This window comes from Pseudoxanthomonas beigongshangi, assembly GCF_016820515.1.
GTDB classification, from domain to species: Bacteria; Pseudomonadota; Gammaproteobacteria; order Xanthomonadales; family Xanthomonadaceae; genus Pseudoxanthomonas_A; species Pseudoxanthomonas_A beigongshangi.
The window spans coordinates 1-23,409 of the sequence record NZ_JADHDV010000037.1 but is presented as its reverse complement, the minus strand read 5'-3'; the positions used below and the strand labels follow the sequence as shown (position 1 = coordinate 23,409).

General features: G+C 67.0%; 30 protein-coding genes. 18 read left to right on the top strand and 12 right to left on the bottom strand.

Annotated elements, in window-relative coordinates:
* The 5 genes from IQ458_RS18370 to IQ458_RS18350 all read left to right on the top strand — a co-directional run.
* Positions 1-452: YbbD-related protein (locus tag IQ458_RS18370; RefSeq protein WP_203323725.1), on the top strand; the 452-nt coding region annotated here is incomplete at its 5' end.
* Between the two features lie 472 nt (positions 453-924).
* Positions 925-1,356, top strand: coding sequence for a DUF6326 family protein (locus IQ458_RS18365; RefSeq protein ID WP_235996986.1), 432 nt, complete (start codon positions 925-927; stop codon positions 1,354-1,356).
* A 20-nt stretch (positions 1,357-1,376) separates the two neighbouring features.
* Positions 1,377-2,093 carry a DUF4386 domain-containing protein gene (locus tag IQ458_RS18360; protein WP_235996985.1) on the top strand — a complete coding sequence of 239 codons (717 nt, stop codon included), beginning with the start codon at positions 1,377-1,379 and terminating at the stop codon, positions 2,091-2,093.
* Between the two features lie 111 nt (positions 2,094-2,204).
* Entirely contained in the window at positions 2,205-4,478 is a 2,274-nt protein-coding gene (locus IQ458_RS18355) for a CocE/NonD family hydrolase (protein ID WP_203323723.1), read from the top strand.
* Between the two features lie 79 nt (positions 4,479-4,557).
* Entirely contained in the window at positions 4,558-4,884 is a 327-nt protein-coding gene (locus tag IQ458_RS18350) for a hypothetical protein (protein WP_203323722.1), read from the top strand.
* Between the two features lie 10 nt (positions 4,885-4,894).
* Here the strand turns inward: IQ458_RS18350 and IQ458_RS18345 are convergent, their stop codons facing one another.
* Genes IQ458_RS18345 through IQ458_RS18335 form a run of 3 tightly spaced genes read right to left on the bottom strand, consistent with a single transcriptional unit; the run spans position 4,895 to position 7,537 of the window.
* Positions 4,895-6,040: an MFS transporter gene (locus IQ458_RS18345; RefSeq protein ID WP_183644557.1), complete on the bottom strand. Its 1,146-nt coding sequence runs from the start codon at positions 6,038-6,040 to the stop codon at positions 4,895-4,897.
* 40 nt (positions 6,041-6,080) lie between these two features.
* On the bottom strand, positions 6,081-6,869 hold the full coding sequence (locus IQ458_RS18340; RefSeq protein WP_203323721.1) for a DeoR/GlpR family DNA-binding transcription regulator: 789 nt from the start codon (positions 6,867-6,869) through the stop codon (positions 6,081-6,083).
* A complete protein-coding gene (locus tag IQ458_RS18335; protein WP_183644574.1) occupies positions 6,866-7,537 on the bottom strand; it encodes an HAD family hydrolase in 672 nt (223 codons plus the stop codon). The genes IQ458_RS18340 and IQ458_RS18335 overlap by 4 nt, the downstream gene beginning before the upstream one ends.
* Before the next feature lie 163 nt (positions 7,538-7,700).
* Here IQ458_RS18335 and IQ458_RS18330 point away from each other — a divergent pair, with 163 nt between their 5' ends.
* On the top strand, positions 7,701-8,567 hold the full coding sequence (locus IQ458_RS18330) for an endonuclease/exonuclease/phosphatase family protein (protein WP_203323720.1): 867 nt from the start codon (positions 7,701-7,703) through the stop codon (positions 8,565-8,567).
* A 143-nt stretch (positions 8,568-8,710) separates the two neighbouring features.
* On the top strand, positions 8,711-9,220 hold the full coding sequence (locus IQ458_RS18325) for a hypothetical protein (RefSeq protein ID WP_183644580.1): 510 nt from the start codon (positions 8,711-8,713) through the stop codon (positions 9,218-9,220).
* A 161-nt stretch (positions 9,221-9,381) separates the two neighbouring features.
* On the opposite strand, the gene IQ458_RS18320 is transcribed toward IQ458_RS18325, so the two are convergent.
* Both IQ458_RS18320 and IQ458_RS18315 read right to left on the bottom strand, forming a co-directional pair.
* Complete coding sequence (locus IQ458_RS18320) at positions 9,382-9,594, bottom strand: hypothetical protein (protein ID WP_203323719.1); 213 nt, start codon at positions 9,592-9,594, stop codon at positions 9,382-9,384.
* A 98-nt stretch (positions 9,595-9,692) separates the two neighbouring features.
* The gene (locus tag IQ458_RS18315; protein WP_203323718.1) at positions 9,693-10,904 is read right to left on the bottom strand and encodes a DUF418 domain-containing protein; all 1,212 of its coding nucleotides are present in this window, start codon (positions 10,902-10,904) and stop codon (positions 9,693-9,695) included.
* 313 nt (positions 10,905-11,217) lie between these two features.
* Between IQ458_RS18315 and wrbA the strand changes: the two genes are divergently transcribed.
* Positions 11,218-11,817: an NAD(P)H:quinone oxidoreductase gene (wrbA, locus tag IQ458_RS18310; protein ID WP_183644586.1), complete on the top strand. Its 600-nt coding sequence runs from the start codon at positions 11,218-11,220 to the stop codon at positions 11,815-11,817.
* A 126-nt stretch (positions 11,818-11,943) separates the two neighbouring features.
* On the opposite strand, the gene IQ458_RS18305 is transcribed toward wrbA, so the two are convergent.
* On the bottom strand, positions 11,944-12,939 hold the full coding sequence (locus tag IQ458_RS18305) for an NAD-dependent epimerase/dehydratase family protein (RefSeq protein WP_203323717.1): 996 nt from the start codon (positions 12,937-12,939) through the stop codon (positions 11,944-11,946).
* A 375-nt stretch (positions 12,940-13,314) separates the two neighbouring features.
* Positions 13,315-14,292, bottom strand: coding sequence for an alpha/beta fold hydrolase (locus IQ458_RS18300; RefSeq protein ID WP_235996984.1), 978 nt, complete (start codon positions 14,290-14,292; stop codon positions 13,315-13,317).
* A 114-nt stretch (positions 14,293-14,406) separates the two neighbouring features.
* Here IQ458_RS18300 and IQ458_RS18295 point away from each other — a divergent pair, with 114 nt between their 5' ends.
* The 3 genes from IQ458_RS18295 to IQ458_RS18285 all read left to right on the top strand — a co-directional run bounded on the left by IQ458_RS18295 (position 14,407) and on the right by IQ458_RS18285 (position 17,262).
* The gene (locus IQ458_RS18295) at positions 14,407-15,228 is read left to right on the top strand and encodes a helix-turn-helix domain-containing protein (protein WP_203323716.1); all 822 of its coding nucleotides are present in this window, start codon (positions 14,407-14,409) and stop codon (positions 15,226-15,228) included.
* A gap of 92 nt (positions 15,229-15,320) precedes the next feature.
* Positions 15,321-16,943: an esterase/lipase family protein gene (locus tag IQ458_RS18290; protein ID WP_203323715.1), complete on the top strand. Its 1,623-nt coding sequence runs from the start codon at positions 15,321-15,323 to the stop codon at positions 16,941-16,943.
* 58 nt (positions 16,944-17,001) lie between these two features.
* Positions 17,002-17,262 carry a hypothetical protein gene (locus tag IQ458_RS18285; RefSeq protein WP_203323714.1) on the top strand — a complete coding sequence of 87 codons (261 nt, stop codon included), beginning with the start codon at positions 17,002-17,004 and terminating at the stop codon, positions 17,260-17,262.
* A 288-nt stretch (positions 17,263-17,550) separates the two neighbouring features.
* On the opposite strand, the gene IQ458_RS18280 is transcribed toward IQ458_RS18285, so the two are convergent.
* Positions 17,551-17,958: a winged helix-turn-helix transcriptional regulator gene (locus IQ458_RS18280; RefSeq protein ID WP_183644605.1), complete on the bottom strand. Its 408-nt coding sequence runs from the start codon at positions 17,956-17,958 to the stop codon at positions 17,551-17,553.
* Positions 17,959-18,037: 79 nt separating this feature from the next.
* Between IQ458_RS18280 and IQ458_RS18275 the strand changes: the two genes are divergently transcribed.
* The gene (locus IQ458_RS18275) at positions 18,038-18,625 is read left to right on the top strand and encodes an FMN-dependent NADH-azoreductase (protein WP_203323713.1); all 588 of its coding nucleotides are present in this window, start codon (positions 18,038-18,040) and stop codon (positions 18,623-18,625) included.
* Between the two features lie 38 nt (positions 18,626-18,663).
* Here IQ458_RS18275 and IQ458_RS18270 read toward each other — a convergent pair whose 3' ends face one another.
* Positions 18,664-18,930 carry a hypothetical protein gene (locus IQ458_RS18270; protein WP_203323712.1) on the bottom strand — a complete coding sequence of 89 codons (267 nt, stop codon included), beginning with the start codon at positions 18,928-18,930 and terminating at the stop codon, positions 18,664-18,666.
* Between the two features lie 178 nt (positions 18,931-19,108).
* On the opposite strand from IQ458_RS18270, the gene IQ458_RS18265 reads away from it, so the two are divergent.
* Complete coding sequence (locus IQ458_RS18265; RefSeq protein WP_203323711.1) at positions 19,109-19,852, top strand: alpha/beta hydrolase; 744 nt, start codon at positions 19,109-19,111, stop codon at positions 19,850-19,852.
* 28 nt (positions 19,853-19,880) lie between these two features.
* On the opposite strand, the gene IQ458_RS18260 is transcribed toward IQ458_RS18265, so the two are convergent.
* Positions 19,881-20,021 carry a hypothetical protein gene (locus IQ458_RS18260; RefSeq protein WP_183644617.1) on the bottom strand — a complete coding sequence of 47 codons (141 nt, stop codon included), beginning with the start codon at positions 20,019-20,021 and terminating at the stop codon, positions 19,881-19,883.
* Here IQ458_RS18260 and IQ458_RS18255 point away from each other — a divergent pair.
* The 4 genes from IQ458_RS18255 (at position 20,020) to IQ458_RS18240 (ending at position 21,840) form a co-directional block, all read left to right on the top strand.
* Entirely contained in the window at positions 20,020-20,448 is a 429-nt protein-coding gene (locus tag IQ458_RS18255; RefSeq protein WP_203323710.1) for a VOC family protein, read from the top strand. The two genes, IQ458_RS18260 and IQ458_RS18255, sit on opposite strands and share 2 nt — an antisense overlap.
* A gap of 65 nt (positions 20,449-20,513) precedes the next feature.
* Positions 20,514-20,828, top strand: coding sequence for an ArsR/SmtB family transcription factor (locus IQ458_RS18250; RefSeq protein WP_183644623.1), 315 nt, complete (start codon positions 20,514-20,516; stop codon positions 20,826-20,828).
* On the top strand, positions 20,825-21,187 hold the full coding sequence (locus IQ458_RS18245) for an SRPBCC family protein (protein ID WP_203323709.1): 363 nt from the start codon (positions 20,825-20,827) through the stop codon (positions 21,185-21,187). Before IQ458_RS18250 ends, IQ458_RS18245 begins: the two co-directional genes overlap by 4 nt.
* Before the next feature lie 44 nt (positions 21,188-21,231).
* Positions 21,232-21,840 carry an ATP-dependent Clp protease proteolytic subunit gene (locus IQ458_RS18240; RefSeq protein WP_183644629.1) on the top strand — a complete coding sequence of 203 codons (609 nt, stop codon included), beginning with the start codon at positions 21,232-21,234 and terminating at the stop codon, positions 21,838-21,840.
* A gap of 13 nt (positions 21,841-21,853) precedes the next feature.
* On the opposite strand, the gene IQ458_RS18235 is transcribed toward IQ458_RS18240, so the two are convergent.
* Positions 21,854-22,267: a hypothetical protein gene (locus IQ458_RS18235; RefSeq protein WP_183644633.1), complete on the bottom strand. Its 414-nt coding sequence runs from the start codon at positions 22,265-22,267 to the stop codon at positions 21,854-21,856.
* Between the two features lie 195 nt (positions 22,268-22,462).
* Between IQ458_RS18235 and IQ458_RS18230 the strand changes: the two genes are divergently transcribed.
* On the top strand, positions 22,463-22,675 hold the full coding sequence (locus IQ458_RS18230) for a DUF6289 family protein (RefSeq protein WP_183644636.1): 213 nt from the start codon (positions 22,463-22,465) through the stop codon (positions 22,673-22,675).
* Positions 22,676-22,767: 92 nt separating this feature from the next.
* Here IQ458_RS18230 and IQ458_RS18225 read toward each other — a convergent pair whose 3' ends face one another.
* Entirely contained in the window at positions 22,768-23,241 is a 474-nt protein-coding gene (locus IQ458_RS18225) for a DUF6970 domain-containing protein (RefSeq protein WP_203323708.1), read from the bottom strand.
* Positions 23,242-23,409: the final 168 nt, after the last annotated feature.

Sequence of the window (23,409 nt, the reverse complement as noted above, 5' to 3'; positions counted from 1 at the left end):
CGACTCACGTCGCTCCCACAGGCTGGCTCCTGATCATCCTGCCATGCCTGGGCCTGCTCGCCGGATGCCTGTCGGACACCCTCGATGCGGCCTATGGCAACCTGGCCGAGGCTCGCGCCGATGGCGCCATCGACCGCGGCTGGATTCCCGCCTGGGTGCCGGAGAGCGCGACCGCGCTGCATGAAGTGCACAACCTGGACACCAACGTCAGTGCGCTGGCGTTCGACCTGCCCGGCGATACCCGCATACCCTTGCCCGACGGCTGCCTCCCGGCCACTTATGCGCAGACGCTGCCGGTTCGGTTCGCACGTTCCTGGTGGCCTTCGCAGGGGACGCTTGCCTCGCAGTACAACTTCTTCACCTGTCCCGCCCCTTACACTGGCTTCGAGTTCGTCGGGATGCGCCACGACGGCCGCCACATGGTGCACTGGCGTACCTACGCACCGGATTGACCTCCGTCTCCCTCTCNCGCCACATGGTGCACTGGCGTACCTACGCACCGGATTGACCTCCGTCTCCCTCTCCCCTGTGGGAGCGACGTGAGTCGCGAGCTCTTGTACCTTCACCCAGGCAGGGTCGCGACTGACGTCGCTCCTGCATGGGAGGATCGTCTTGCCAGCCTGTGGGAGCGACGTGAGTCGCGAGCTTTTCCGGCAGCCCCTGGCTGCATCGCTTTCATCGGGAATGCGGACCGGATTTCTCCCTGCCGACAGGCACTAGCCCATCCGGCATATGGCCCGGCAGGGAGCCCATGCTAACGTCGCCCACGGCCACAACGGGCGTGGACAGGCGAGGAGAGACGCGTGGCCTGCCCGTTGTCGGCTCCTTGGTTTCTCCCGGCCCGCATTCGCTTCCCCGGCCGCCGCTGCTCCGCACCACGCTCCAGTTGTCCGTTTCCACGACGCGTTCCGGCAAGGGGAATCCATGGCATCGATGAAGCAGGCCGCGCCTCCGCTGGAGGACGCGAAGATCCCGGTGAAGATCAAGCTGTCCGCGCTGTGGGCCAGCCTGATGCTGTGTTTCGTGTACGGCGACTATTTCGGCCTGTACGTGCCGGGCAAGCTGGGCAACATGATTGACGGCCGGATGGGTCCGCTCGGCGCGGTGACCCAGAACGTGCTGGTCGGCACCTCGATCATGATGGCGATACCGGCGCTGATGGTGTTCCTGTCGCTGGTGATGAAGCCGGCGATCAGCCGTTGGGTGAACGCGCTGCTGGGCCTGGCCTATGCCGCCATCATGGTGCTGACCATGCCGGGCGCATGGCGCTTCTACCAGTTGCTCGGCGTGGTCGAGATCCTCCTGTGCCTGGCCATCGTCGGCTTCGCGCTGAAATGGCCGCGCCAACCGCTCTGACACTCCCGGACATCATGCCCATGAACATGGATTCCGCCGTCACCCTGCACCATCCGCGCACTACCGCCCGCATCGCCGGGTTGCTTTACCTGATCGTGGTGTTGGCCGGCATCTTCAGCATTGCCTACGTACCGTCGCAGACGCAGGTGGCGGGCGACGCCGCCGCGACCGTCGCGAAGATCACCGCGAACGAAGGCCTGTTCCGGCTCGGCATCGCCGCCGGACTGGTCTGCTATCTCGCGTTCCTGTTGCTGCCGCTGGCGCTGTACCGCCTGCTGGCACCGCATGGCAGGACCGCGGCCACGCTGATGGTGGCGTTGGCGGTAGCCAGCGTGCCGCTGTCGTTCTTCAACCTGCTGCACAAGCTCGACGTGTTGAGCCTGCTCGGTGGCGCCGACTACCTGCGCGCGTTTTCTCCCGACGTACTCAACGCGCAGGTGATGATGGCGCTCAAGGGCTACGCCAACGGCATCCTGGTGTCCAAGCTGTTCTGGGGACTGTGGCTGCTGCCGTTCGGCTGGCTGGTGTTCACTTCGCGCCTGTTGCCGCGCGTACTGGGCATCCTGCTGATGCTGGGTTGCCTGGGTTACGTGATCGATGTCTTCGCCCGCCTGCTGGTGCCCGGTTTCGCGGAGACCGCCGTGGCGGGATACATCACCCTGCCCGCGACGCTGGGCGAGATCGGCACCTGCCTGTGGTTGCTGGTGATGGGCGTGCGCGTGCCCATGCGCCGGTAACCGCCATCGCGACGACCGGCTGCCGCCGATGGGCGGCAGGTGCGTGACACCGGCGCTTCCGGCATCATCCGCCGACCTCCCGGCCACCGGCCGGGCACCACGGAGCATCGCATGCGGACGCGGAACCGGCAGGCACTGAGACAGGCGCCATGGAAAGCGGCACTGCTGGTATTCGCATGGTTCGTCATTCCCCTCGGCGTGCACGCGCAGACCCTGGCCTGGCCGGACAAGCCACAGGACTCCGGCACGGCGCTCGAACGGCAGGTGCCCGCGCTCGCCCGCAAAGTGCTGGCCGGCTACGAGGATCCGGATCGCGAACGCGAGCTGATCAACCTAGTGCGCCTGCAGAGGGTGGCCGGTCAGCCCAAGGCCGCGCTGGCCAGCATCGCCGCGTTGCGCGAGGTGCGCCGGAAGACGTCACCGGAACAGGCCGACGTGCTGTTCGTCCAGTACGAAATCGACGCTGACGCGCAACTGCGTGGCGAGGCCAATCCCGCCGCGGCGTTCCGGCGCGTGTTCGCGCGTCTGGACGATCGCCAGGCCGCCCGCACCCTGCCGGTGATGGGCGCGGATCTGCCGCGCGCGCGTCGCGATCTCGACGCGGCGCTGGAAAAGCAGCGCGGCAAGACGCGCATCGAGCAAACCGACGCGCTGGAACTGATCCGGCTGTACCAGTTCCACACGGTCTACGCGGCGCTGCTGCCGGTGCTTCCGGACCTGTTGGCCGAGGACGAGGCCAGGCGCTATGTCATCGAACGCGACGTGGTCGTCCCCGGTGCGGACGGGACGAGCCTGCGCGGCCTGGTGGTGCGGCCACGAAGTATGGCCGCGCCGCAGCCGGTGCTGCTGGGCTTCACCATCTACGTCAACAACAGCTGGTCGCTGGCCGATGCGAAGGCGGCGGCCGCGCACGGCTATGTGGGCATGTTCGTCTACAGCCGCGGCAAGGCCGGCGCGCCGGGTGAGCCCGTACCCTATGAACACGACGGCGAAGACGCCGCCGCCGCGATCGACTGGATCAGCCGGCAACCGTGGTGCGACGGCCGCGTGGGCATGTACGGCAACAGCTACAACAGCTTCACCCAATGGTCCGCGGCCAAGCACCGCCCGCCCGCGCTGAAGGCGATGCTGACTTCGGCCTCGACCGCGCCGGGCATCGATATCCCGATGCAGGGCAACATCTTCCTCAATTTCCTGTATCCGTGGCCGCTGTGGACCGCCGCCAACGCGACCCTGGACGCCGACAGCTACGGCGACGAGGAACGCTGGCGGCAACTGGATGCGAACTGGTACCGCAGCGGTCGCGCCTACCGCGACCTGCCCGCCATCGACGGCCACCCGAATCCCTATTTCTCGCGCTGGCTGGAACACCCCACCTACGACGCCTACTGGCAGGCGATGACCCCGCAGGGCGACGAATTCGCCGCCATCGACATCCCCGTGCTCGCGGTCACCGGCTATTTCGACGGCGCGCGCGTGGGCGTGCAGCACTACTTCGACGAACACACGCGGCACAACCCCAACGCGAATCACACCCTGCTGATCGGACCGTACAACCACTTCTCCATGCAGGCCGGCGCGGCGCGCGTCCACGAAGGCTACGAGGTGGATCCGGTTGCGCTGATCGATCTGCCAGCGTTGCGCTTCCAGTGGTTTGACCACGTGTTGCGCGGCGCGCCGCGTCCGGACGTCCTGAAGGACCGGATCAACTACCAGGTGATGGGCGCCAACACGTGGAAGCACGCCGCAACCCTCGATGCCATGGCCAACCAGCGCCAGCGCCTGTACCTGCAACCGGCCATGTCCGGCGGCACGGAGGGCGCGCTGTCGGAACAGGCGCCTGGCAAGCGCGCCGAGAGCCTGCTGACCGTGGATCTTTCCGACCGCAGCGACGCCAACTGGAATCCGCCGGCGCTGTCGATGCTGGATGCGCTGGATCCGCACGCTGCGCTGGTGTTCCGCAGCGCACCGCTGTCCGCCCCGGCCGAACTGTCGGGCCTGTTCTCGGGCCAGCTCGACTTCATCACCAACAAGCGCGACTTCGACCTCAACCTGGCCCTGTACGAACAGCTACCCGACGGACGCCATCTGCTGCTGTCCTGGCATCTCGGTCGCGCCAGCCACGCGCGTGACCGCGGCCGTCGCGAACTGCTGACGCCCGGCAAGCCGCAATCGATCACTTTCCGCAGCGAACGCCTGGTCAGCCGGCAGTTGCAGCCCGGCAGCCGGCTGGTGGTGGTGCTGGGTGTCAACAAGCAGCGCGACATGCAGGTCAACTACGGCAGCGGCAAGGAGGTCGGCGAAGAAACCATCGCCGACGCCGGCGCACCGCTGGAAATCCGCTGGCGGGACAGCAGCCATATCGAGGTGCCGTTGCTGCGTTGAGCGTCTTCGCCACGCCACGCTTGCGACTGGCGCCTCCGTGTCGTAGACATGCGTTCGTCCGTCGCAAAAGCAATCCTTCATGAACTCGCCTTACCAACCACCGCAATCACCCATCGGCGCGCCGTCCCGCAAGCGCAGGTTCGCCCACGTGGTGACGGCCTTCGCTGCGGGGCTGGTGGTGGTTCCCCTGTTGGCGCATCTGCTGGACCGCCTGGGCCTGCGGTTCGGCCGCATCGGTTCCGCCAACACCGCGTTCTGGAGCGCGGTCGCATGGGGAAGCCTGCTGGCCGCCGCTTCGGTCTACCGGCACCAGCGCCTTCCGCTGGCATGGGCAGGCACCATCGGCGTGGCGATCGTGTTGCTCCTGCTGGCCGCCCCTTCGATTTGGGCGTGGGTGCTGCCCTAGCCTCCGGACGTCAGTTGCGCAGCGCGCGCCCGCACATCGCCACACCGACCATCATCGCCGCCAGCAGCAGGAACGCGATGGGCAGGCTGCTGTGGTGGGCGACGAAGCCGATGCCGGCCGGACCGGTCAACACGCCGGCATAGGCGATCGTGGTCATCGCCGGCACCGCCAGCGCCTGCGGCATGACCTTCTGCCGGCCGGCGGCGGTGAACAGCACCGGCACGATGTTGGAGCAGCCCAGGCCCACCAGCGTGTAGCCGACCAGCGACCACTGCCATTGAGGCAGGCAGGCCGACAGGGTGATGCCGGCGGCGGCCAGGAGGCCGCCCTGCCACACCACCCGCGAGGGTCCCAGCCGCGCGACGATCGCATCGCCGGCAAACCGTCCGGCGGTCATCGCCAGCGCGAAGCAGGCGTAGCCGAACCCGGCCTGCGCCGACGCCATGCCCCGCTGTTCGGTCAGGAACACCGCGCTCCAGTCGAGCATCGCGCCTTCGGTCAGGAACACCACGAAGCCCAACACGCCCAGCAGGATCACGAAGCCGTGCGGCACCGCGAACAGCGGCCCCTCGTGCGGACTGCCATACGGCAGCAGGCCGCGCCAGTTGAAAGCCAGCAGCAACAGGATGAAGGCCGACCAGAACAGGGTCATCGCCAGCGGCGCCACGCCCAGCGACATCATCACCGCCGCCCCGGCCGCGCCAACGATACCGCCCAGGCTGAAGAAGCCGTGGAAGCCGGACATCATCGGACGGCCCGCCGCTTCCTCCACGATCACCGCCTGCACGTTGAACGCGCAGTCCGCCGCGCCAATCGCCGCGCCGAACACGAACAGCACCGCGCCCAGCGCGTACACCGACGGCACCCAGGCCAGCAGCGGCAACATCAGGCTGGACACGACCGTGCACAGCACCAGCACCACCCGGCAGCCCTGTCGCGTGGTCCAGGCGCCGGCCAGCGGCATCGCGATCAGCGAGCCCAGGCCCAGGCATAGCAGCAGCGCGCCGAGCGAGGCTTCATCCAGCGCGGTGCGCGCCTTGGCGAACGGCACCAGCGCCGCCCAGACCGCCACGGCGCAGCCGGCGGCGAAGAACAGCAGGCGGGTGGCGCGGTATTCGACGCGGGAGATGGGGGAATCGGAGGCGGCAACGGACATCGGACGATTCTCGCGGGGGACGGGAACGGAGCAGCGGCGTTCAGCGCCGATCGGCGCGGAGCACGGCGATTTCCTGCTGCTCGAAGGATTTGCGCAGGCTTTCCAGCGCATCGTGCTCGACGATGAGGTGGTCGATCTGGTGCAGCGAGGCGAACTGGAAGCGCGCGTCGGCGCCGAACTTCTCGTTCATCACCACCACCGCGGTCTCGCCGCTGCACTCGATCATCGCACGCTTGAACAGCGACTCCTCGGCATCGTTGCCCCACAGGCCACTGTCGATGTCGACCGCGCAGGTACCGGGGAAGCACAGATCCGCACGTACGCGCCGCAGCTCCTGCACGGCCTGCGCGCCGATGGCCGCGCCGATCCGGTGTTCGATGCGCCCGCCGATGATCAGCACTTCCACGTCCGCGCGTTCCATCAACCGGAAGGCGATGTCGGGCGCGTTGGTGACCACGGTCAGCTCGAAGTTGCGCGGCAGCGCGTCGGCGATCGCGCTGTTGGTGGATCCGGCGTCGAGGATGATCGTCTGGCCCTTGCGCAGCAGGCCCAGCGCCTTGCGCGCGAGCAGCTGCTTGCGCTCCGAATCCTGGCCCTGGCGCTGCAGCAGCGGCTTCACTTCCGGCGCGTGCAGCAGCGCGCCGCCATAGATGCGCCGGCACAGGCCGCGTGCGGCCAGTTCGCGCAGATCGCGGCGGATGGAGTCCTCGGACACCGCGAATTCCTGAGCCAGTTCCACCGCCAGGACCCGGCCCTGCGCATGCAGGCGCTGCAGGATGCGCCGCTGGCGTTCCTCGGGCAGCAGATCGATGCCGGTCGACTGGCTCATGGCATCGTCTCCGCCAAGTTGATGGCCACGCCCAGCCGCGCGAGTTCGTGGCGCAGCAGGGAGGCGTCGCGGAAGTGGATCGCATGCATGCCCAGGCGCGCGGCGGCCTCCGCGTTGTAGGCCATGTCGTCGATGAACACCGTGCGCTCGGCGAGCAGGCCGTGGCGCTCCATCAGCAACCGGAAAATCGCCGGATCCGGCTTGGCCAGGCGCTCCTGGCCGGACACCACGATGCCGTCGAACCAGCCGAGGAAGTCATAGCGTTCGAGCGCATGCGGGAAGGTCTCGCGCGACCAGTTGGTCAGCGCATAGAGCCGGCAGTCGCCACCGCGCAGTTCGTCCAGCACCCGCACGGTCGGCGCCAGCGCCTCGCCCAGGGTTTCAATCCAGCGGTCACGGTAGGCGCGGATGCGCCCGGCCTGGTCCGGATGCCGCGCGATCGCCTCGTCCACCGCCTCGTCCCAGCTGCGGCCGGCATCCTGCGCGGCGTTCCAGGCCGGACTGCACACCTCGGCGAGAAACCATTCCATGCCGGCGACGTCTTCGCCGAACAATTGCCGGTAGAGATAGCGGGGATTCCAGTCGACCAGCACGCCGCCCAGATCGAAAACGATGGCGTCGATGGCCGGTGCCTGGGCGGGCACGGGAGCGGGTTCCGGGCGGTTCATGGGGGAATGACCTGGTGCGGATTCGCCATGATTGTGCATAAACATGCACAATCATGCAATATCAGGCAAGCTTCCGCCGGTTCCGATCGTTGCTGCGCCACGTCACGAGGGGTTCGTGGGCGACGGTTACACTCCGGCGCTCCCCCGCACGAACCCGGAAGCCATGCGCCTACTCGCCGCCCTGCTGCTCGTCCTGTCCACCGCCCTGACGGGGTTTGCCGCCTCGGCGGCCGACGCCGCCATCGCTCCCTTGAAGGTGATGGCCTTCAACGTCCGCCTGCCCACCGACGCCGATGGCGACAACCGCTGGCAGGCGCGCAAGGACATCCTCGTGGACACCATCCGCGACCAGCGTCCCGTGGTGTTCGGGACCCAGGAACTGTTCGCCGAGCAGGGCGATTACATCGTGCGGCAGTTGCCGGAATACGCCTGGTTCGGTGTCGGCCGCCGCGGCGACGCCGAAGGCGCCGGCGACGAGCACATGGGCGTGTTCTACCTGCGCGACGAACTGAAGGTGATCGAGTCCGGCGATTTCTGGCTGTCGGACACGCCGGAGGTGGCCGGCAGCATCACCTGGGGCAACCTGTATCCGCGCATGGTCACCTGGGCGCTGTTCGAACGCATCGCCGATGGCCGCCGCTTCTATTTCTTCAACACCCACCTGCCCTATCGCGACGAGGACGAACCCATCCGCGAGCGCGGCGCCGCGCTGCTGCTGAAGCGCCTCTCGGCGCTGCCGGCGGAGGTGCCGGTCGTGGTCACCGGCGATTTCAACACCGGTCCGGAAAGCCGCGTGCATGCGCTGCTCACCGCCGATCTGGCCGATGCCTGGGAACGCAGCACGCAACGCAGCGGTCCGGAGGCGACGTTCCATGCCTTCTCCGGCAAGGCCGATCGCCGCATCGACTGGATCCTGGTGCGTGGCTTCGAGGTGGGTCCGGTCTCCACGGTGACCGACCACGAGAACGGCCGTTACCCTTCGGATCACTTCCCGGTGGTGGCCGAATTGCGCTGGACGGCCATGCCCTGATCGAGGGGCTGGCGTCACGGTCGCGTCCGGCATAGGCTGCGCGGACGCGCGGTGACCGTCCCGGAGGGGGAAGGCACGACGACCGGGGGCATCCCGTGCGGCAGGTCGAAGTTCCTTTTCCTCCCTTCGAAAGGACACGCACCATGACGCCCTCGTTCTCGCCGCTCGGCATCGTCCATACCGTCCTCAGCCTGCTGCCCGTCGTGTTCGGCGCGATCGCGCTGATCCGCGACGGCCGCATCGAACCCACCTCGCGTATCGGCAAGGCGTATCTGGCCGGCATGCTGATCTCGATCTTTACCTCGTTCGGACTGTCCAGCACCGGCGGTTTCAACGAGGCACACGCACTGGGCGTCCTCGCCCTGCTGGCGCTGGCCGTGGGCTTCACCGCGCGCCGCCATGCCTGGCTGGGTGCTGGCGCCGAGTATCTGCAGAACCTCAGCCTGTCCTTCAGTTACATGCTGCTGTTCATTCCCGCCATCAACGAGACCCTGCGCCGCGTGCCGCCATCGCAGCCGCTGGCCGACGGACCGCAGTCACCGCTGGTGCTGGGCCTGGTGTCGGTCGTGTTCGTGCTGTTCGTGATCGGCGCGGGCTACCAGGCATTGCGACTGCATGCCCGCCGCAAGGTCATGGCCGCCAGCACTGCGTGACGGTTCCTGGCACGAACCGGTCGGCCGGTCCACCCGCGTAGAGCCGAGCTCGCTCGGCTGCGCATTCCGAAAGCACCGTTGCCCGATGGGCGTTCGCGATCAGCGGAGCAAGCTCCGCTCTACCCATTCATGTAGAGCCGAGCCTGCTCGGCTTCGGGATCTCAATCGCGGAGCACGGTGACGTAGGCGCCGGTGCCCAGCACGCGAAAGGTATCGCGATCGATCCGATGCAGGCGCGAGCCGTCTTCCAGCAGGTAGACCGGCACGTTGTCGTGCAGCGTCGCCTCCTGCTCCCTCATGTCGCAGGCACGCAGCACATCGACGCGGCAGCGGTTGCCCGCATCGTCCTGGGCGAAGAAGTAATCGGTATTCATGCTTGCCTCCTCTCGACGACGGCAAGCGAGACTATTCCGCGGCGCGTTAAAAAGACCGTAGCGATTCGTGATCCTGGCGTGGCAATCCGTGGCGGCGGTCACGAAGCGACGGCGGCGTGCGGCAGGCGCATCGGCTGCGGCGCCCCGTAGGTCAGGCTGCGCCACAGCCATTCGCAGGGTCCGTAGCGGAAACGCGCGAGCCACCAGTGGCTGAACAGGATCTGCGCGCCGAAAATGCCGACCCACGCCAGCAACCAACCGACCGCTCCGGTCTCCGGCCCCACGCCCAGGCCGATGCCGTAGAACACGAAGATGCCCACCACGCTCTGCGCGAGGTAGTGGGTCAAGGCCATGCGCCCGACCGGCGCGAGCACGCCAAGCAGGCGCTCGCCGCGCGGGCGCAGGAACAGGAGGGTGAAGCCGGCCGCCCAGGTGATGCCCAGCGCCAGAGAGTCGAGCCGGAACAGGAATCCGTTGATCCAACGCGGCAGGAACTCCGCGCCCCAGCCCAGGTGCGCTTTTGCCAACTGGAGCAAGGTACCCGCGACCGCGATCGCCAGGCTGCCCCAGAACAACTTGTGGAACAGCGCCCGGTGGTTTCGCGGCTGTTGCAGCAATCGCCGGCGACCGGCCCAGTAACCCAGCAGGAAACGGCCCAGCACGAAGCACAGCAGCATGCCGCCGGACAGGCGGGTCCAGTTCACCATCGCCGCGTTGGCGGTGAACACGCGCTGCCAGTCGTCGGTGCGGAAAGCCTGCAATGTCATCGCGTCGATCTCGGCGCGCGACGGCAGGCCGGGAAATCCGCCTCCCAGCCAGGGCACCAGCAAGGTGGGCAGGACCAGCGCGACGAACAGGCCGCCCCAGAGCAGCACGCCATCGGGCGCGCGCCGGAACAGCACCAGCAGCAGGCCGACCACCGCGTAGGTCATCAGGATGTCGCCCCACCAGACGAAGTAGCTGTGCACCACTCCGATGATCAGCAACCAGCACAGGCGCCTGACGAACCGCGACAGCCCTGCGCCGCGCGCCTGTGCGCGCTCGATCTGGATGGCGAAGCCCAGTCCGAACAACAGCGAGAACACCGTGATGGCCTTGGCGCTCACCAGCCATTCGATGACTCCGATCGCCATTGCGTCGAAGCCCGCGGTGGGCAGCGCGGCGCGCGCCGGTTCGGTCAGCAGGTTGTAGAGGCTGAGATAGCCCAGGTTGGCGAGCAGCACGCCGGCAAGCGCGAATCCGCGCAGCGCGTCGATGAGGTGATGGCGATCTTCGGGACTGACCGGTGCATCGGCTGCGGGCATAGGCATTCGTTCTTCCATGGACGGGATGCCACGCTGAAGCCGCCACCGGACGCCTGCACGCGGATCGTTCCGCGCGCCCGCCGCTGCTCCATCGGGGTGTTTCGAAATGTAACACCGCTAACGTCTAAGTGGCCTGTGCCACCGCCGATCCAGTTGTTGCGGATGCACCAACAACCGCGCTGACCGGGTCCTGTCAGCTGCACGGATGGAACAATCCAATTCCCCCAAGGGCCTCAATCCGGCGCAGGGGGCTGGCCTATAGTCACCGCGCTGCCGCAGTACGACCCCGCGACCCCTCCTGCCACCCGTGGAGATTTCCATGTCCAAGATCCTCGTCCTCTACTACTCCGCCTACGGCCATATCGAGAAGATGGCCGAAGCCGTCGCCGAAGGCGCGCGTTCCACCGGCGCCACCGTCGACATCAAGCGCGTGCCCGAACTGGTGCCCGAAGACGTCGCCAAGGCTTCGCACTACAAGCTCGATCAGGCCGCGCCGATCGCCAAGATCGACGACCTCGCCAACTACGACGCAATCATCGTCGGCACCGGTACCCGCTTCGGCCGGATGGCCTCGCAGATGGCCAACTTCCTGGACCAGGCCGGCGGCCTGTGGGCCAAGGGCGCGCTCAACGGCAAGGTCGGCGGCGCCTTCACCTCCACTGCCACCCAGCATGGCGGGCAGGAAACGACCCTGTTCTCGATCCTGACCAACCTGCTGCATTTCGGCCTGGTCACGGTCGGCCTGCCCTACAGCTTCCAGGGCCAGATGCGCCTGGACGAAGTCACCGGCACCAGCCCGTACGGCGCGTCCACCATCACCGGCGGCGATGGCTCTCGCCAGCCCAGCGACAACGAGCTGGAAGGCGCGCGCTTCCAGGGCCGCCATATCGCGGAAGTGGCGAACAAGCTGTTCGGCTGATGACGCCGGCGCCCCCCTCTTCCGCCCGCGGGAGAGGGGGTGCGGACACCGTGGAATGGACGGCACGGTTATCGTCCGTCACTCAGTACCGATACGGACACAGGCTTCGCCCACGGTCGCTTCGCTTCAGTGGCTTTCGACCGGATACGGTCCATCCGCGAAGGATTCGACGTGGTAACCCTTGGCGCCGATGCGTTCAGCCAACGGGCTCAATACCGTGCCTCCCGACCGGAGACGCGCCAGCACGTCGGCGAAATCGTGCCGCGGCCGCCACCCCAGATCCTCGCGCGCCCGCGCATTGACGTAGACGCGATCGATGCCGGCCGGCAGATGCCAGCCGCGCCGCGCGTATTCCGGCTCGAATCCCGGCACGCGATCGCGCAGCACGCCCGCCATGTCGGCACGCAACCGCGCCATGTCCCCGCGCGCGAAGGGCGTGGTGGCGCTGACGATGTAGCGGCCGAAGCCCAGCATGGGCGCACGTTCGATCGCGCGCAGGTGCGCGTCCACCACGTCCTCGATGTCCACCCGCCGGTACAGGAATTCGTTGGCCTTCAGGTTGGCGTCGCTGAAGCTTTCGCGCGCCCGCCGGTCGTCGTCCTCCTCGGCGAAGAAGCGCGACGTGCGCAGGACAATGCACGGCAGCTTCTGGTTGCGCTGGAACAGCTGGCACAGATCCTCGGCGGCGGCCTTGGTGACGCCGTAGATGTTCTTCGGTTCCGGCCGCACGTCCTCGGTGATCCAGGCCGCCGGCTCGCCCGGCGGAGGCACCAGCGCATCGCCGAACACGCTGGTGGTGCTGGTGTAGACGAACGCGCGCACCCCGCCGGCCACCGCTTCCTCCAACAGGTTGAGTGTGCCGGTCAGGTTGGTGTCGATGAATTCCTGCCGCGAATGGGTCGCCACGTGCGGCTTGTGCAGGGTGGCGGGGTGCAACACCACGTCCACGCCCGCCATCGCCTCGCGCACGAAGGCGCGATCGGCGATCGTGCCGACCCGATGCGTGTGCGCGCCGGGCAGCAGATCGACGCCCACCACCGCGCGCCCGCGCGCCTGCAATGTGGAGACCAGGGCTTCGCCCAGATGCCCCGAGCTGCCCGTCACCAGGACCTTGCCGTACATGCTTCATGTTCCTGCCGTGTCGCCGGGGATCCTACAACGCGTTGCGTCGGGAACCGATAGCGGCAGGAGCGGCGTAAGCCGCGACCGGTGGTTCCGGACTTACGGTATCGCGACTGACGTCGCTCCCACAGGGTGGGGATTCTTGTGGGAGCGGCGTGAGCCGCGATGGCGGTTCGGATTTACGGTCGCGACTTATGTCGCTCCTACAGGGGGGATTTCCTGTGGGAGCGGCGTGAGCCGCGATGGTGGTTCGGATTTACGGTCGCGACTTATGTCGCTCCTACAGGGTGGGGATTTCTGTGGGGGCGGAGTGGGCCGCGATGGCGGTTCGGATTTACGGTCGCGACTCATGTCGCTCCTACAGGGATGGGGTTATCACACACCCCACAGGCGGCGTGCCTCCTCGGCCACCAGATCCGGGAACTCTTCCGGCCAGAACAGTTTGGCGCCATCGATCCGGCGCACGCCGCGCGAATCGCCAAACACCCCGGCCAGGTAGTCCGGGCTTGCCTTGGAAAAGATGTCGTCGCCGGTGCCCCACAGGATGCGGGTGGGGTAACGGCCCTGCTTCAACGCGGCTTCCACGCCGGCCAGCACATTGCTGTCCAGGCCGATCGCATAGGCGTGGGTGCGCGCGGCGTTGTCGACCAGCGGGCGCAGGTACATGTCGATGGCCTCGTCGCTGGGGTTGTGCGGATGGGTGAAGGTCATGCCCCCCAGGCCCTGCGGCGAGCGCGCCAGCGCGTGGTCCGCCTGCCAGGGGGCCAGCCATTCGCTGACGAACCGCCCTTCGCGCGCCAGGTCGATGACGGGCTTCAGCGCCGGCGGCGGGCAGTCGATCTCCGCGTCGCAGTTGGTCAGCAGCAGGCTGCGCACGCGGGCCGGATGCGCCACCGCGAACAACTGCGCCACCGCGCCGCCACTGTCGTTGGCGACCAGATCCACGTTTTCCACGCCCAGCCGATCCAGCAGGTCCGCCAGCATCCGCACCTGATCCGCCGGCGTCACGCCCTGGCCTTCGGCCACTTCGGTGTATCCCAATCCCAGCATGTCCGGCGCGATGCAGCGGCGGTGCGCGGACAACCGTTCCAGCGCGCCGCGCCACTGGAAACCATTGAGCGGGAAGCCATGCAGGAACAACGCCGCGGGACCGCCGCCGCGCTCGACGTGGGCGATGCGCCCGCACGCCGTACGCGTCCACTGGCGCGCGGCGTTCCAGGCCGCCGCGTCCAGGGTGTCCGCACCGGCCGCGACGGAACCGCCCGATGCCGCCGCCCACGTCCGCCCCGCACCGCCGGCCCAGGCCACCGCCGCCATGCCCAGTCCCAGCTTCAATATGTCTCTGCGCTGCATTTCCGTTCTCCGTAATCCGCGTTGGGTGGCGGCAGGATGGGCGTCCCGGCATCCACGCTCAATTACCTCGAAGGTCATGGCGGCGATGACCGGGCGGCCGCTATGCTCGGCGCCATGATCAACGCCATCGCTTCCGTCCCGGGTCCGGGTCCGCTGCTGCGCGAATGGCGCGCGGCGCGCCGTTTCAGCCAGCTCGATCTGGCGTTGGCCGCGGACATCTCCGCGCGCCATCTCAGCTATGTGGAAACCGGCAAGTCGCAGCCCAGCCGCGAGATGGTGGTGCGACTGGCCGACGCGCTGGCGTTGCCGCTGCGCGAACGCAATGCCCTGCTCCAGGCCGCCGGCTATGTCGCGCAATACCCGGAAACACCGCTGGAGGCGCCCGAACTCGCGCGCATCCAGCGCGCCATCGACTTCATCATCGCCCAGCAGGAACCGTATCCCGCCTTCGTCCTGGACCGGCACTGGAACATCCTGCGCGCCAATGCCGCCGCCCTGCGGGTCAACGGCTTCCTGCTGGCCGGGCGTGCCAGTCCGCATGCCAACATGCTGCGGCACGTATTCGATCCGAACGACCTGCGCGCCGCGCTGGTCAACTGGGAGGAAGTGGCCGGCGATCTCGTCCATCACCTGCACGCCGAGATCGCCGCGCATCCTTCCGATCCGGTTCCGCGCCGGCTGCTGGAGGAAATCCTGGCCCATCCCGGCGTGCCGCAGCGCTGGCGCCAGCGCGATCCGGGACAGCGGACCTCGCCGCTGCTGACCACGATCTTCGAGCGCGATGGCCGGCGCCTGCAGTTCTTCTCCAGCATCACGGTGTTCGCCGCGCCTCGCGACGTCACCCTGGACGAACTGCGCATCGAATGCTGCTTTCCCATGGACGACGCCACCGCCGCGTTCTGCCGGCGCCTGGCCGACGAGGCGGCACCGGGCTGAAGGCATTGGCCGTGACCGGCGTCCAAATCCGTAGCCATGTCTGGGACTAAGCTGTCCCGCGCATACGGTTCCCCCGCCGACAGGAGTTCACGATGGCCAAGATGGAAGCGCCCTACTACCCGATCATCTACGTCCGCGGCTACGCCATGACCCGCGGCGAAATCGACGAGACCACCGCGGACCCGTTCTGCGGATTCAACCTGGGCTCGACCGTGTATCGCGCGGTCTCGGATCCCTCGCGCAAACCGCGCAAGTACGTGTTCGAATCGCCGATCGTGCGGTTGATGTCCGAATTCGGCTATTCGGACGTGTACGAGGACGGGCGCGACATCCTGGATCCGGAATGGGAAACCGATGCGGAGGGCCAGCCCACCCGCAACCGGCTCGGCAGCCGCTCCATCATCATCCATCGCTACTACGACAACGCGTCGGGCCTGTTCGGCACCGGCAACACACCGAAGATAGAGACGTTCGCGCGCGAGCTTGGCGATCTGATCGTCAAGACCCGCGACCTCATCTGCGGCAATCCCGACAACGGGGTGAGTCCGGCCAATTTCCGCTGCTATCTGGTCGCCCATTCGATGGGCGGGCTGGTCTGCCGCGCATTCCTGCAGAATCCGGTGCTGGATCCCAAGCAGGCGCGCAAGTACGTGGACAAACTGTTCACCTACGCGACTCCGCACAATGGCATCGACGTGGCCGGGGTCAACGTGCCGCAGTGGCTGTCCGCCTTCGACATCAACAATTTCGACCGCGACAAGCGGATGCCGGAATACCTGGACCTCAAGACGGCATTCAAGCAGCACAAGCGCGTGGACCTGCTGCCCGAGGATCGCTTCCCGTCGCGGCGGGTATTCTGCATGGTCGGCACCAACCGGATGGACTACGCCACCGCCGCCGGCCTGTCGCGCACCTTCGTCGGACACGGCAGCGATGGGCTGGTGCTGATCAAGAACGCGACCCTGCGCGGGCTGAATGCGGACGGCTCCATCGGCGCGTATTGCGCCAAGGCGTTCGCCTACCGCGCGCACTCGGGCTTTTTCGGCATCGTCAACAGCGAGGAGGCGTTCCAGAACCTCGCCCGCTTCCTGTTCGGCGACGTGCGCGTGGACGTGTGGCTGGACGTGGACGAGATACGCCTGCCCGAACCGGTGCAGAAGGCCGCCGACCAGGGCCGCCAGATCGACGCGCTGTACCAGGTCGAAGCGCTGGCGGCGCCACGCGGCAAGCTGTGGTACCTGACCCGGCGCATGTCGGAGGAGGACTCGGTGTCGTGCTTCTCGCACGCCGAATGGAAGCAGCAGAAGTCGCACTACCTGTCCAGCGTGTTCCTCGCCAACCGTGCCCGGGTCAATCCGGATCGCCGCTCGCTGTCCTACAGCATGACCCTGGGTGTGCGGGTGCCCGACTACGAGATCGAGCGCAAGCTCTGGATCAACGAGCACTACGAGGGCGGCTACCTGTTCCGCAATTCGTTGATCCTGGATCTGACCCCGCCATTGCAGACTGGCGGCAAGTGGAAGATCAGCTATGCCTGGCAGGACGCCGGCGTGGCGGCGGCGCATACCGAAATCGACGCGAAGAAGATCAGCGGCGAGGAAGTCGAGATCGCCATTCCCTTCGACAGCCATACGGTCGCCGCCGACGGCAGCCGCCGGCCCAGCGTGCCGGGCATCCGCGGCAAGGTGCGGCTGCGGATTTCGGCTTGGGAGTGAGGCAATATAGTCCACGCGCCCACTGGTTCCCGGCGCAACACGACACAAGGAAGATCGCATGAACATCTGCAAGCAGGAGCACCGTTACGACGAACGCTTCGAATCGTTGCCCCTCGACCAGGGTGGGCCGGGGCGCCATCGTTGCTCAGGCTGTGCCTATCAATTGGGTTATGACGCGGGCAAGCGCGGCGACCGAAGATTCCAGCTGGATCTGGATTCGTTGCCCGAAAGCCAGGCGGGCAGCGTGCGCCATCGTGATCCGGAGGCGGCGTTCCAGTTGGGCCTCCATCTGGGCGCGTTGGCGGCGCGAGGCGCTTAGGACGGGTTTCGATTGACGGAATTACCGGGATTTGGTTGGAGTCGAGAGCGCGGTCGCGACTTACGTCGCTCCCACAAGGATGGTTGGACGCAGGCACCACCGCGCCGGAATTTCCGTTTGCCTGGCCGTGACGCCAAACAAAGCCGTTCAAGTTGCCGATGCTGACGGTGGGTGTATGGGAGAACGGGGTGATGAAGGAGGAATACCTCTACTGGGACAACCAGGCGCTGATGAAGCAGATCGGCCTGGCCCAGTAGCGCCCACGGAGCAACGGTGGGCGGACGCCGCTTACCTCGCTCCCGCGAGGGGCGTGGCGCCGGACGCGGCTTCCGCCATCACCGGTTCCGTGGCGTTGCGGCCCTCGGCCATCCAGGCGAAAAGGGCTTCGAACACCGGGCGCAGGCGGCGCGCGGGCTCGGCGATTGCGTATTCCACGCGCGGCGGTACTTCGGGATAGATGGTGCGGCTGATCAGCCCGTCGCTTTCCAGCTCGCGCAACTGCTGGGTCAGCATGTGCTGGGTGACGCCCGGAATCGCGCGACGCAGTTCGTTGAAGCGATGCATCCTGTGGCTGAGCAGCCAAAGGATCTCCAGCTTCCATTTTCCGCCGATCGATTGCATCGCGGCACGAATCTGGTCATGCCGTGGAGCCACTTCCTCGTAGCTGCCTTCGCAGGGTTCGGTATGGTTTTGCATACTAGGTATTGAAAAGCATCCTTCTTGAAGGAAGCGCGATACGCCAATAGTTTCATGCGCCCCACACGAGCAATCGCGCATGAACATCCTGCACATCGATTCCAGCATCCAGGGCGACCAGTCGGTCACCCGTTCGCTTTCGGCCGCCATCGTAACCCACCTGCGCAAGCACCAGCCGCACGCGCGGGTGACCTACCGCGATGTCGCCGCCGCACCGCTGCCTCAATTCTCGACGGACGCATTCGTTGCCGATCCCGCACCGGCGTCGACTGGCGAACTGGCCGTCGCGCTGGAGGAGGTGCTGGCGGCCGACGTCATCGTCATCGGCGCGCCGATGTACAACTTCGGCGTGCCCAGCCAGCTCAAGTCGTGGCTCGACGCACTGGCCATCCCGGGCCGGACCTTTCGCTACAGCGAACAGGGCGTGGAAGGATTGCTCGGCGAAAAACGGGTCATCGTCGCATCGGCGCGCGGCGGCTTCTATGGCCCCGAAAGCCCGATGGCCGCGCTGGAACACCAGGAAAGCCACCTGCGCGCGTTTTTCGGTTTCCTCGGCGTGACCCGCCTGGACGTGGTCAGCGCGGAAGGGGTCCGCATCAGTCCCGAGCGCGCCGATGTGGCGATGCGCCAGGCGATGGCGCAGGTCGAACAGTTGCAGGCGGCGTAAGAGCGAAGTGGTCGCGCGCCGCGGGACGCGGCGCGTGGCTACGGCCTGGGAGGATGCCGCACCACGAGCCTCGCGGCCGCCTCGGTCTCGGGTCCGAGCATCGGCGCCGCGATCGCCGCCGCGCTGGCGACGCGCGGCAATCGAGCCGGAGTGGCACCAGCGGGTTGACGGGCGGAGATCGGAATCGCATCAGGCGAATTGGACGACATGGCCTGTCCGGGCGCTCCGGCGCGCTCGTGCGCGGCATCCCGTCCCAGCGAATAGGCGCTGGCCCAGAGGCACAACATGCCGGCCAGCAGCAGCATGTGGCGTGTCGCGCTTTTCATCCTGTTTCTCCGGGTCGGCGCGCGGGTCGACCGTGCAGCGCAGGTTGCCCCATTCCGGGTGAGGATCCGGTCAAATCCCGGATTCATTGCAGCGCGTTCATTGCGGCGCGCCCGCTCCGGCGCTAGCGTGGCGGTCCCTCCTCGGTCCGACTCCGCCATGCGCCTGTTCATGTACCTGCTGATGGTGGCCTGCCTGGTCCCTGCGTCGGGCGTCCTGGCGCAAACGTCGCCGCCGCGCGAGGAACTGGCCGCCGGATCGCGATACCTGGTGTACGAAACCGGCGCTGCCGGACCCGCCGATGCGCTGCCGCTGATCGTCGCCCTTCATTATTCCGGCGCCCATCCGGAGGTGCTGGTCGACGCCTTCACCGGCCTGCAGGTGCCGGCGCGGGTGGTGCTGCCGGAAGGCCCGCACCCGCGTCCACAGGGAAAGTCATGGTTCCCGCAGGGGTATGGCCAGCGTCCCGACATCGAACAGGCGGCGCTGACACGCGAAAGCGAACGCCGGTTGCTTGAGGTCATCGGCGCGGTGGAAGCGCGGTATCCGGGACGCGGCAAGGCAATCGTCACCGGCGTTTCCTATGGCGGCGATCTGGCGTTCCTGCTGGCACTGGATCATCCCGCTCAGTTCCGTGCGGCGTTCCCGGTGGCGGCACGGTTGTTGCCGGAGTGGCTGCCCGCGCGTCCGGCGTGCGCGGCGGACTGCCCGTCGCTGCATGCGCTGCACGGGGAAGACGACGCCACGGTGCCGATCGGCCCGACCCGGGCGGGGGTGAAGACCTTGCGCGAGCGCGGTTTCGATGCCGCGCTCACCCCGTATCCCGGCATCGCCCATGATTTCAGCGCGGACATGCAGGCGGACCTGCGCGCGCGCATCGAGGCATTGCTGCGCTCACCCTGATCCGGCGCATCTGCTCGGCAGCAACCGGTCATCGGATACCTGCGCGCGCCATCGCCATCTCCGACGTCGTCTTGAAGCAATGCTGTTCCGGCTTGAAGAAATCGTGAAGCGGCGCGCCACGCGCCGATGCTATAAGACGAATCCACGCCATCTCGGGAACTTCGTCCATGGATACCAACGAACTCCACCGCGGCCGCCTGATCGATCACCTGCAACTGGTGGTGCGCGATCTGGAGGCCAGCCGCCATTTCTATCAAGCCGTCTTCGATGCCTTGCAGATTCCGATGAGCGGCAGCGGTGACGATTATTTCTGGGCCGACGAACTGTTCGTGTCCACCGCCAGCAGCGAGGCCGCGCAGGGCGAACTCACCGGCCGCCATCACCTGGCGTTCCAGGCGCAGGACCGCGCGATGGTGGAGGCCTTCCATCGCGCCGCGCTCGCCAACGGCGGTCGCGACAACGGCCCGCCCGGCGAACGCGCCTATCACCCGGGCTACTACGGCGCGTTCGCGCTGGATCCGGACGGCAACAACATCGAGGCGGTCTATCACGGCGAGGCCAAGCGCAGCGCACCGTCGGTAAAAGTCACTTTCTAGCCGCGCGGTCACGCTTCCCCGGAAGGCACTTGCGCAACACATAAGTAATCGCTAATGTGTTGCGTATGGTCGAAAACGACATCTTCAAGGCCCTGGCCGATCCCACCCGCCGCGCGATCTTCGAGAAGCTGGCGGCGGGACGGATGAACGCCAGCGCCCTGCGCACGGGCCTGGACATCAGCCAGCCGGCGATGTCCCAGCACTTGGCCGTGCTGCGCGGCGCGGGACTGGTGCGCGAGGAACGCGAGGGCCGGTTCGTGAATTACGAAGTCGATCCGGACGGCCTGGCGCTCATCGCGCGCTGGCTGGCGAAGTACCGCGCCTACTGGCCCGCCCGGATCGACGCCCTGAAGGCGCTGTTGAAGGACATGGACCAATGAACGACTCCGCGATCGAAACGCAGGCCGATGATGGCGATCTGGTGCTCGAATACGATCTGGACGCGCCGCCGGCCCAGGTCTGGCGCGCCATCAGCATCCCGGAATTCCGCGAACAGTGGCTGCCCGACGGCGCCTTGGCCGACGCCACGCCGGTATCCACCGTGGGCGGCGAGGAAATCCGCTATCGGGTGCGCGATGACGAACCACCCTTCCTCGAAAGCGTCGTGACCTTCCGGATACGTCCCAACGAAGGCGGCGGCAGCACGCTGCGGATCATCCATGCGCCGCCGGATCCGCGGCTGACCTCCGCCGTGCCGGCCGCCAACGACGACGCCCCCATCCTCATGCGCGCGGCCTGACACCGCGCGCCCCTCGCCACTTTCTGGAAACCGGGAGTTCGCGCATGCGCGAAACGATGCAACTCGTCCCCATGGTGCTCGAACAATCGAGCCGGGGGGAACGTTCCTTCGATATCTATTCGCGGTTGCTGCGCGAACGGATCATCTTCCTCAACGGCGAGGTCAACGACACCGTCTCGGCGCTGGTGTGCGCGCAGTTGCTGTTCCTGGAGGCGGAGAATCCGGACAAGCCCATCCATCTCTACATCAATTCACCTGGCGGATTGATCACTGCCGGCCTGGCGATGTACGACACCATGCAATACATCAAGGCGCCGGTGCACACGCTGTGCATGGGAACCGCCCGTTCGATGGGTTCGTTCCTGCTGATGGCGGGCGAACCGGGCGAGCGCAAGGCGCTGGCCAATGCCAGCCTGCACGTGCACCAGCCGCTGGGCGGTTTCCAGGGGCAGGCCTCGGACATCTTCATCCACGCCGAGGAAATGCGGAAAACCAAGGAGCGCGTCATCCGCCTGTACGCCGAGCATTGCGGACGCAGTTGCGCGGAAGTCGAACGAACGCTCGATCGCGATCACTACATGAGCGCGGAGGAAGCCAGGGAGTGGGGCCTGATCGATCACGTGCTCAAGCACCGCGACGCCAAGGCGGCCTGATCGCCGCGCCGGTTCAGGCGCGCAGCACGCCTTCCACGTGGTCGCCGAACGCCGCGTGCAGCGCGTCCGGATCGCCGCCCAACGCGCCGCGCATGCGCTCCTCGTCGATCGGGCGCACCACCCACTGGTAGCGCCCGCTGCGCCAGCCGTTGCGCTGGTACTCGGCGACGGCGACGTAGTAGTTCGGTCCCGGACCCACGCAGTACCAGAACGCCGCCAGCGGTGCGTGGTCGCTGTGCCGCGAAACCTCATGGGTCACCCGCTTGACCACGGTGATTTCATCCACCCGCAAGGTACCGGTCCCGGCCGGAAACCGCAGTCCCTCGAAGGAGCGTTGCAGCAGGCGATCGCCCACCCGGCTGTGCTGGACATGCAGCATCACCACGGCGGCGAAAATCAGGACGGAAGCCAGGAACGCGTAGACCATGGCAAATGGACCGGAATGCGTGGAAAGGCCGCGGCTATCTTAGCTTGGTCCCGCCCAGCAGGGGCGGCGTGCCCCGGGCGCATGAAGATCTGTCCTGGACGCGCACAGGTTGTGAAACACGCCTCGTTTTCGCGGGGAAACGCCACCTATGGTCTCCATGCCACACGGGTGGCCAACGTCAAATGGAGTTTGCACATGAAAACCCGCAACCTGCTTGCCCTGTCTTCCTTGCTGCTTCTGGTGGCCAGCTTTCCGGCCATCAGCGGGCGCCAGTACGCAAGTCATACCACGTACTTTGACGAGAACGGCAGCGTCGTCGGCTGGGAGGTCATTCCCTGCCAAGGCCCACCGACGACCTGGGGCGTGGTCACCAACAACTATCATGAGGATCTGTTCGAATGCTCATGAAGATTCCTGCACTTCGCTGAAGTGTCTCCCGACGGGACCTCATCAGGTCCCGTCGTCGTTGGGGGAACCCGTGCGCAGCTTGCGCTATCGCCCTACAGTTCGGGGGGCGGCGGGTTCTGCTCGGCTTGGCCGGGATGCACCCAGACCCGGATCGCGTCGGTACCCGCATCCATCGGCTTGGGACACTTGCCGTCCCCGGCGCCGGTGAAACCGCCGGACGGACTGCAGATCTCCTTGCCACGCGCATCGAGCAGCGGGTTGAACTGATCGCAGCAGGGCGACACCAGGTAGAACGCCGGCGATCCCTGATGGGTGATCCGCCAGATCGAACCGGGCGCGCCGCTTGCGGGCAGTCGTTCGTAGTCGGCGATTCTCGCGCGCAACCAATCCGGCAGCGGTACCTGTCCCGTACTCGCCGTCGTGCCCGCGCTCGTGGTGTTTCCGCTGTTTCCGCTGCCCGCATCCGCGCCGCTGTCCGCGGGTGCATGCGTGCAGGCGGCCAGGGTGGCCGATAGCAGGAAACACGCGGTGATCCGGAAGCGCGTCACGCGCCGCGGCGATGTCATGGTCCAGCCACGCGATCACGGAAGGAGGACACAGCCTACCAGTCCTCCCGGCGGGCCGGTGTCGTGATCCGGCCCGCCACATTTCGCATGCTTCGCGACCCGGCATCAGGACGCGTCGCCAGGACACGTCGCCAAGGTCCGGTCAGAACCCGGCATTGACCTCCAGCT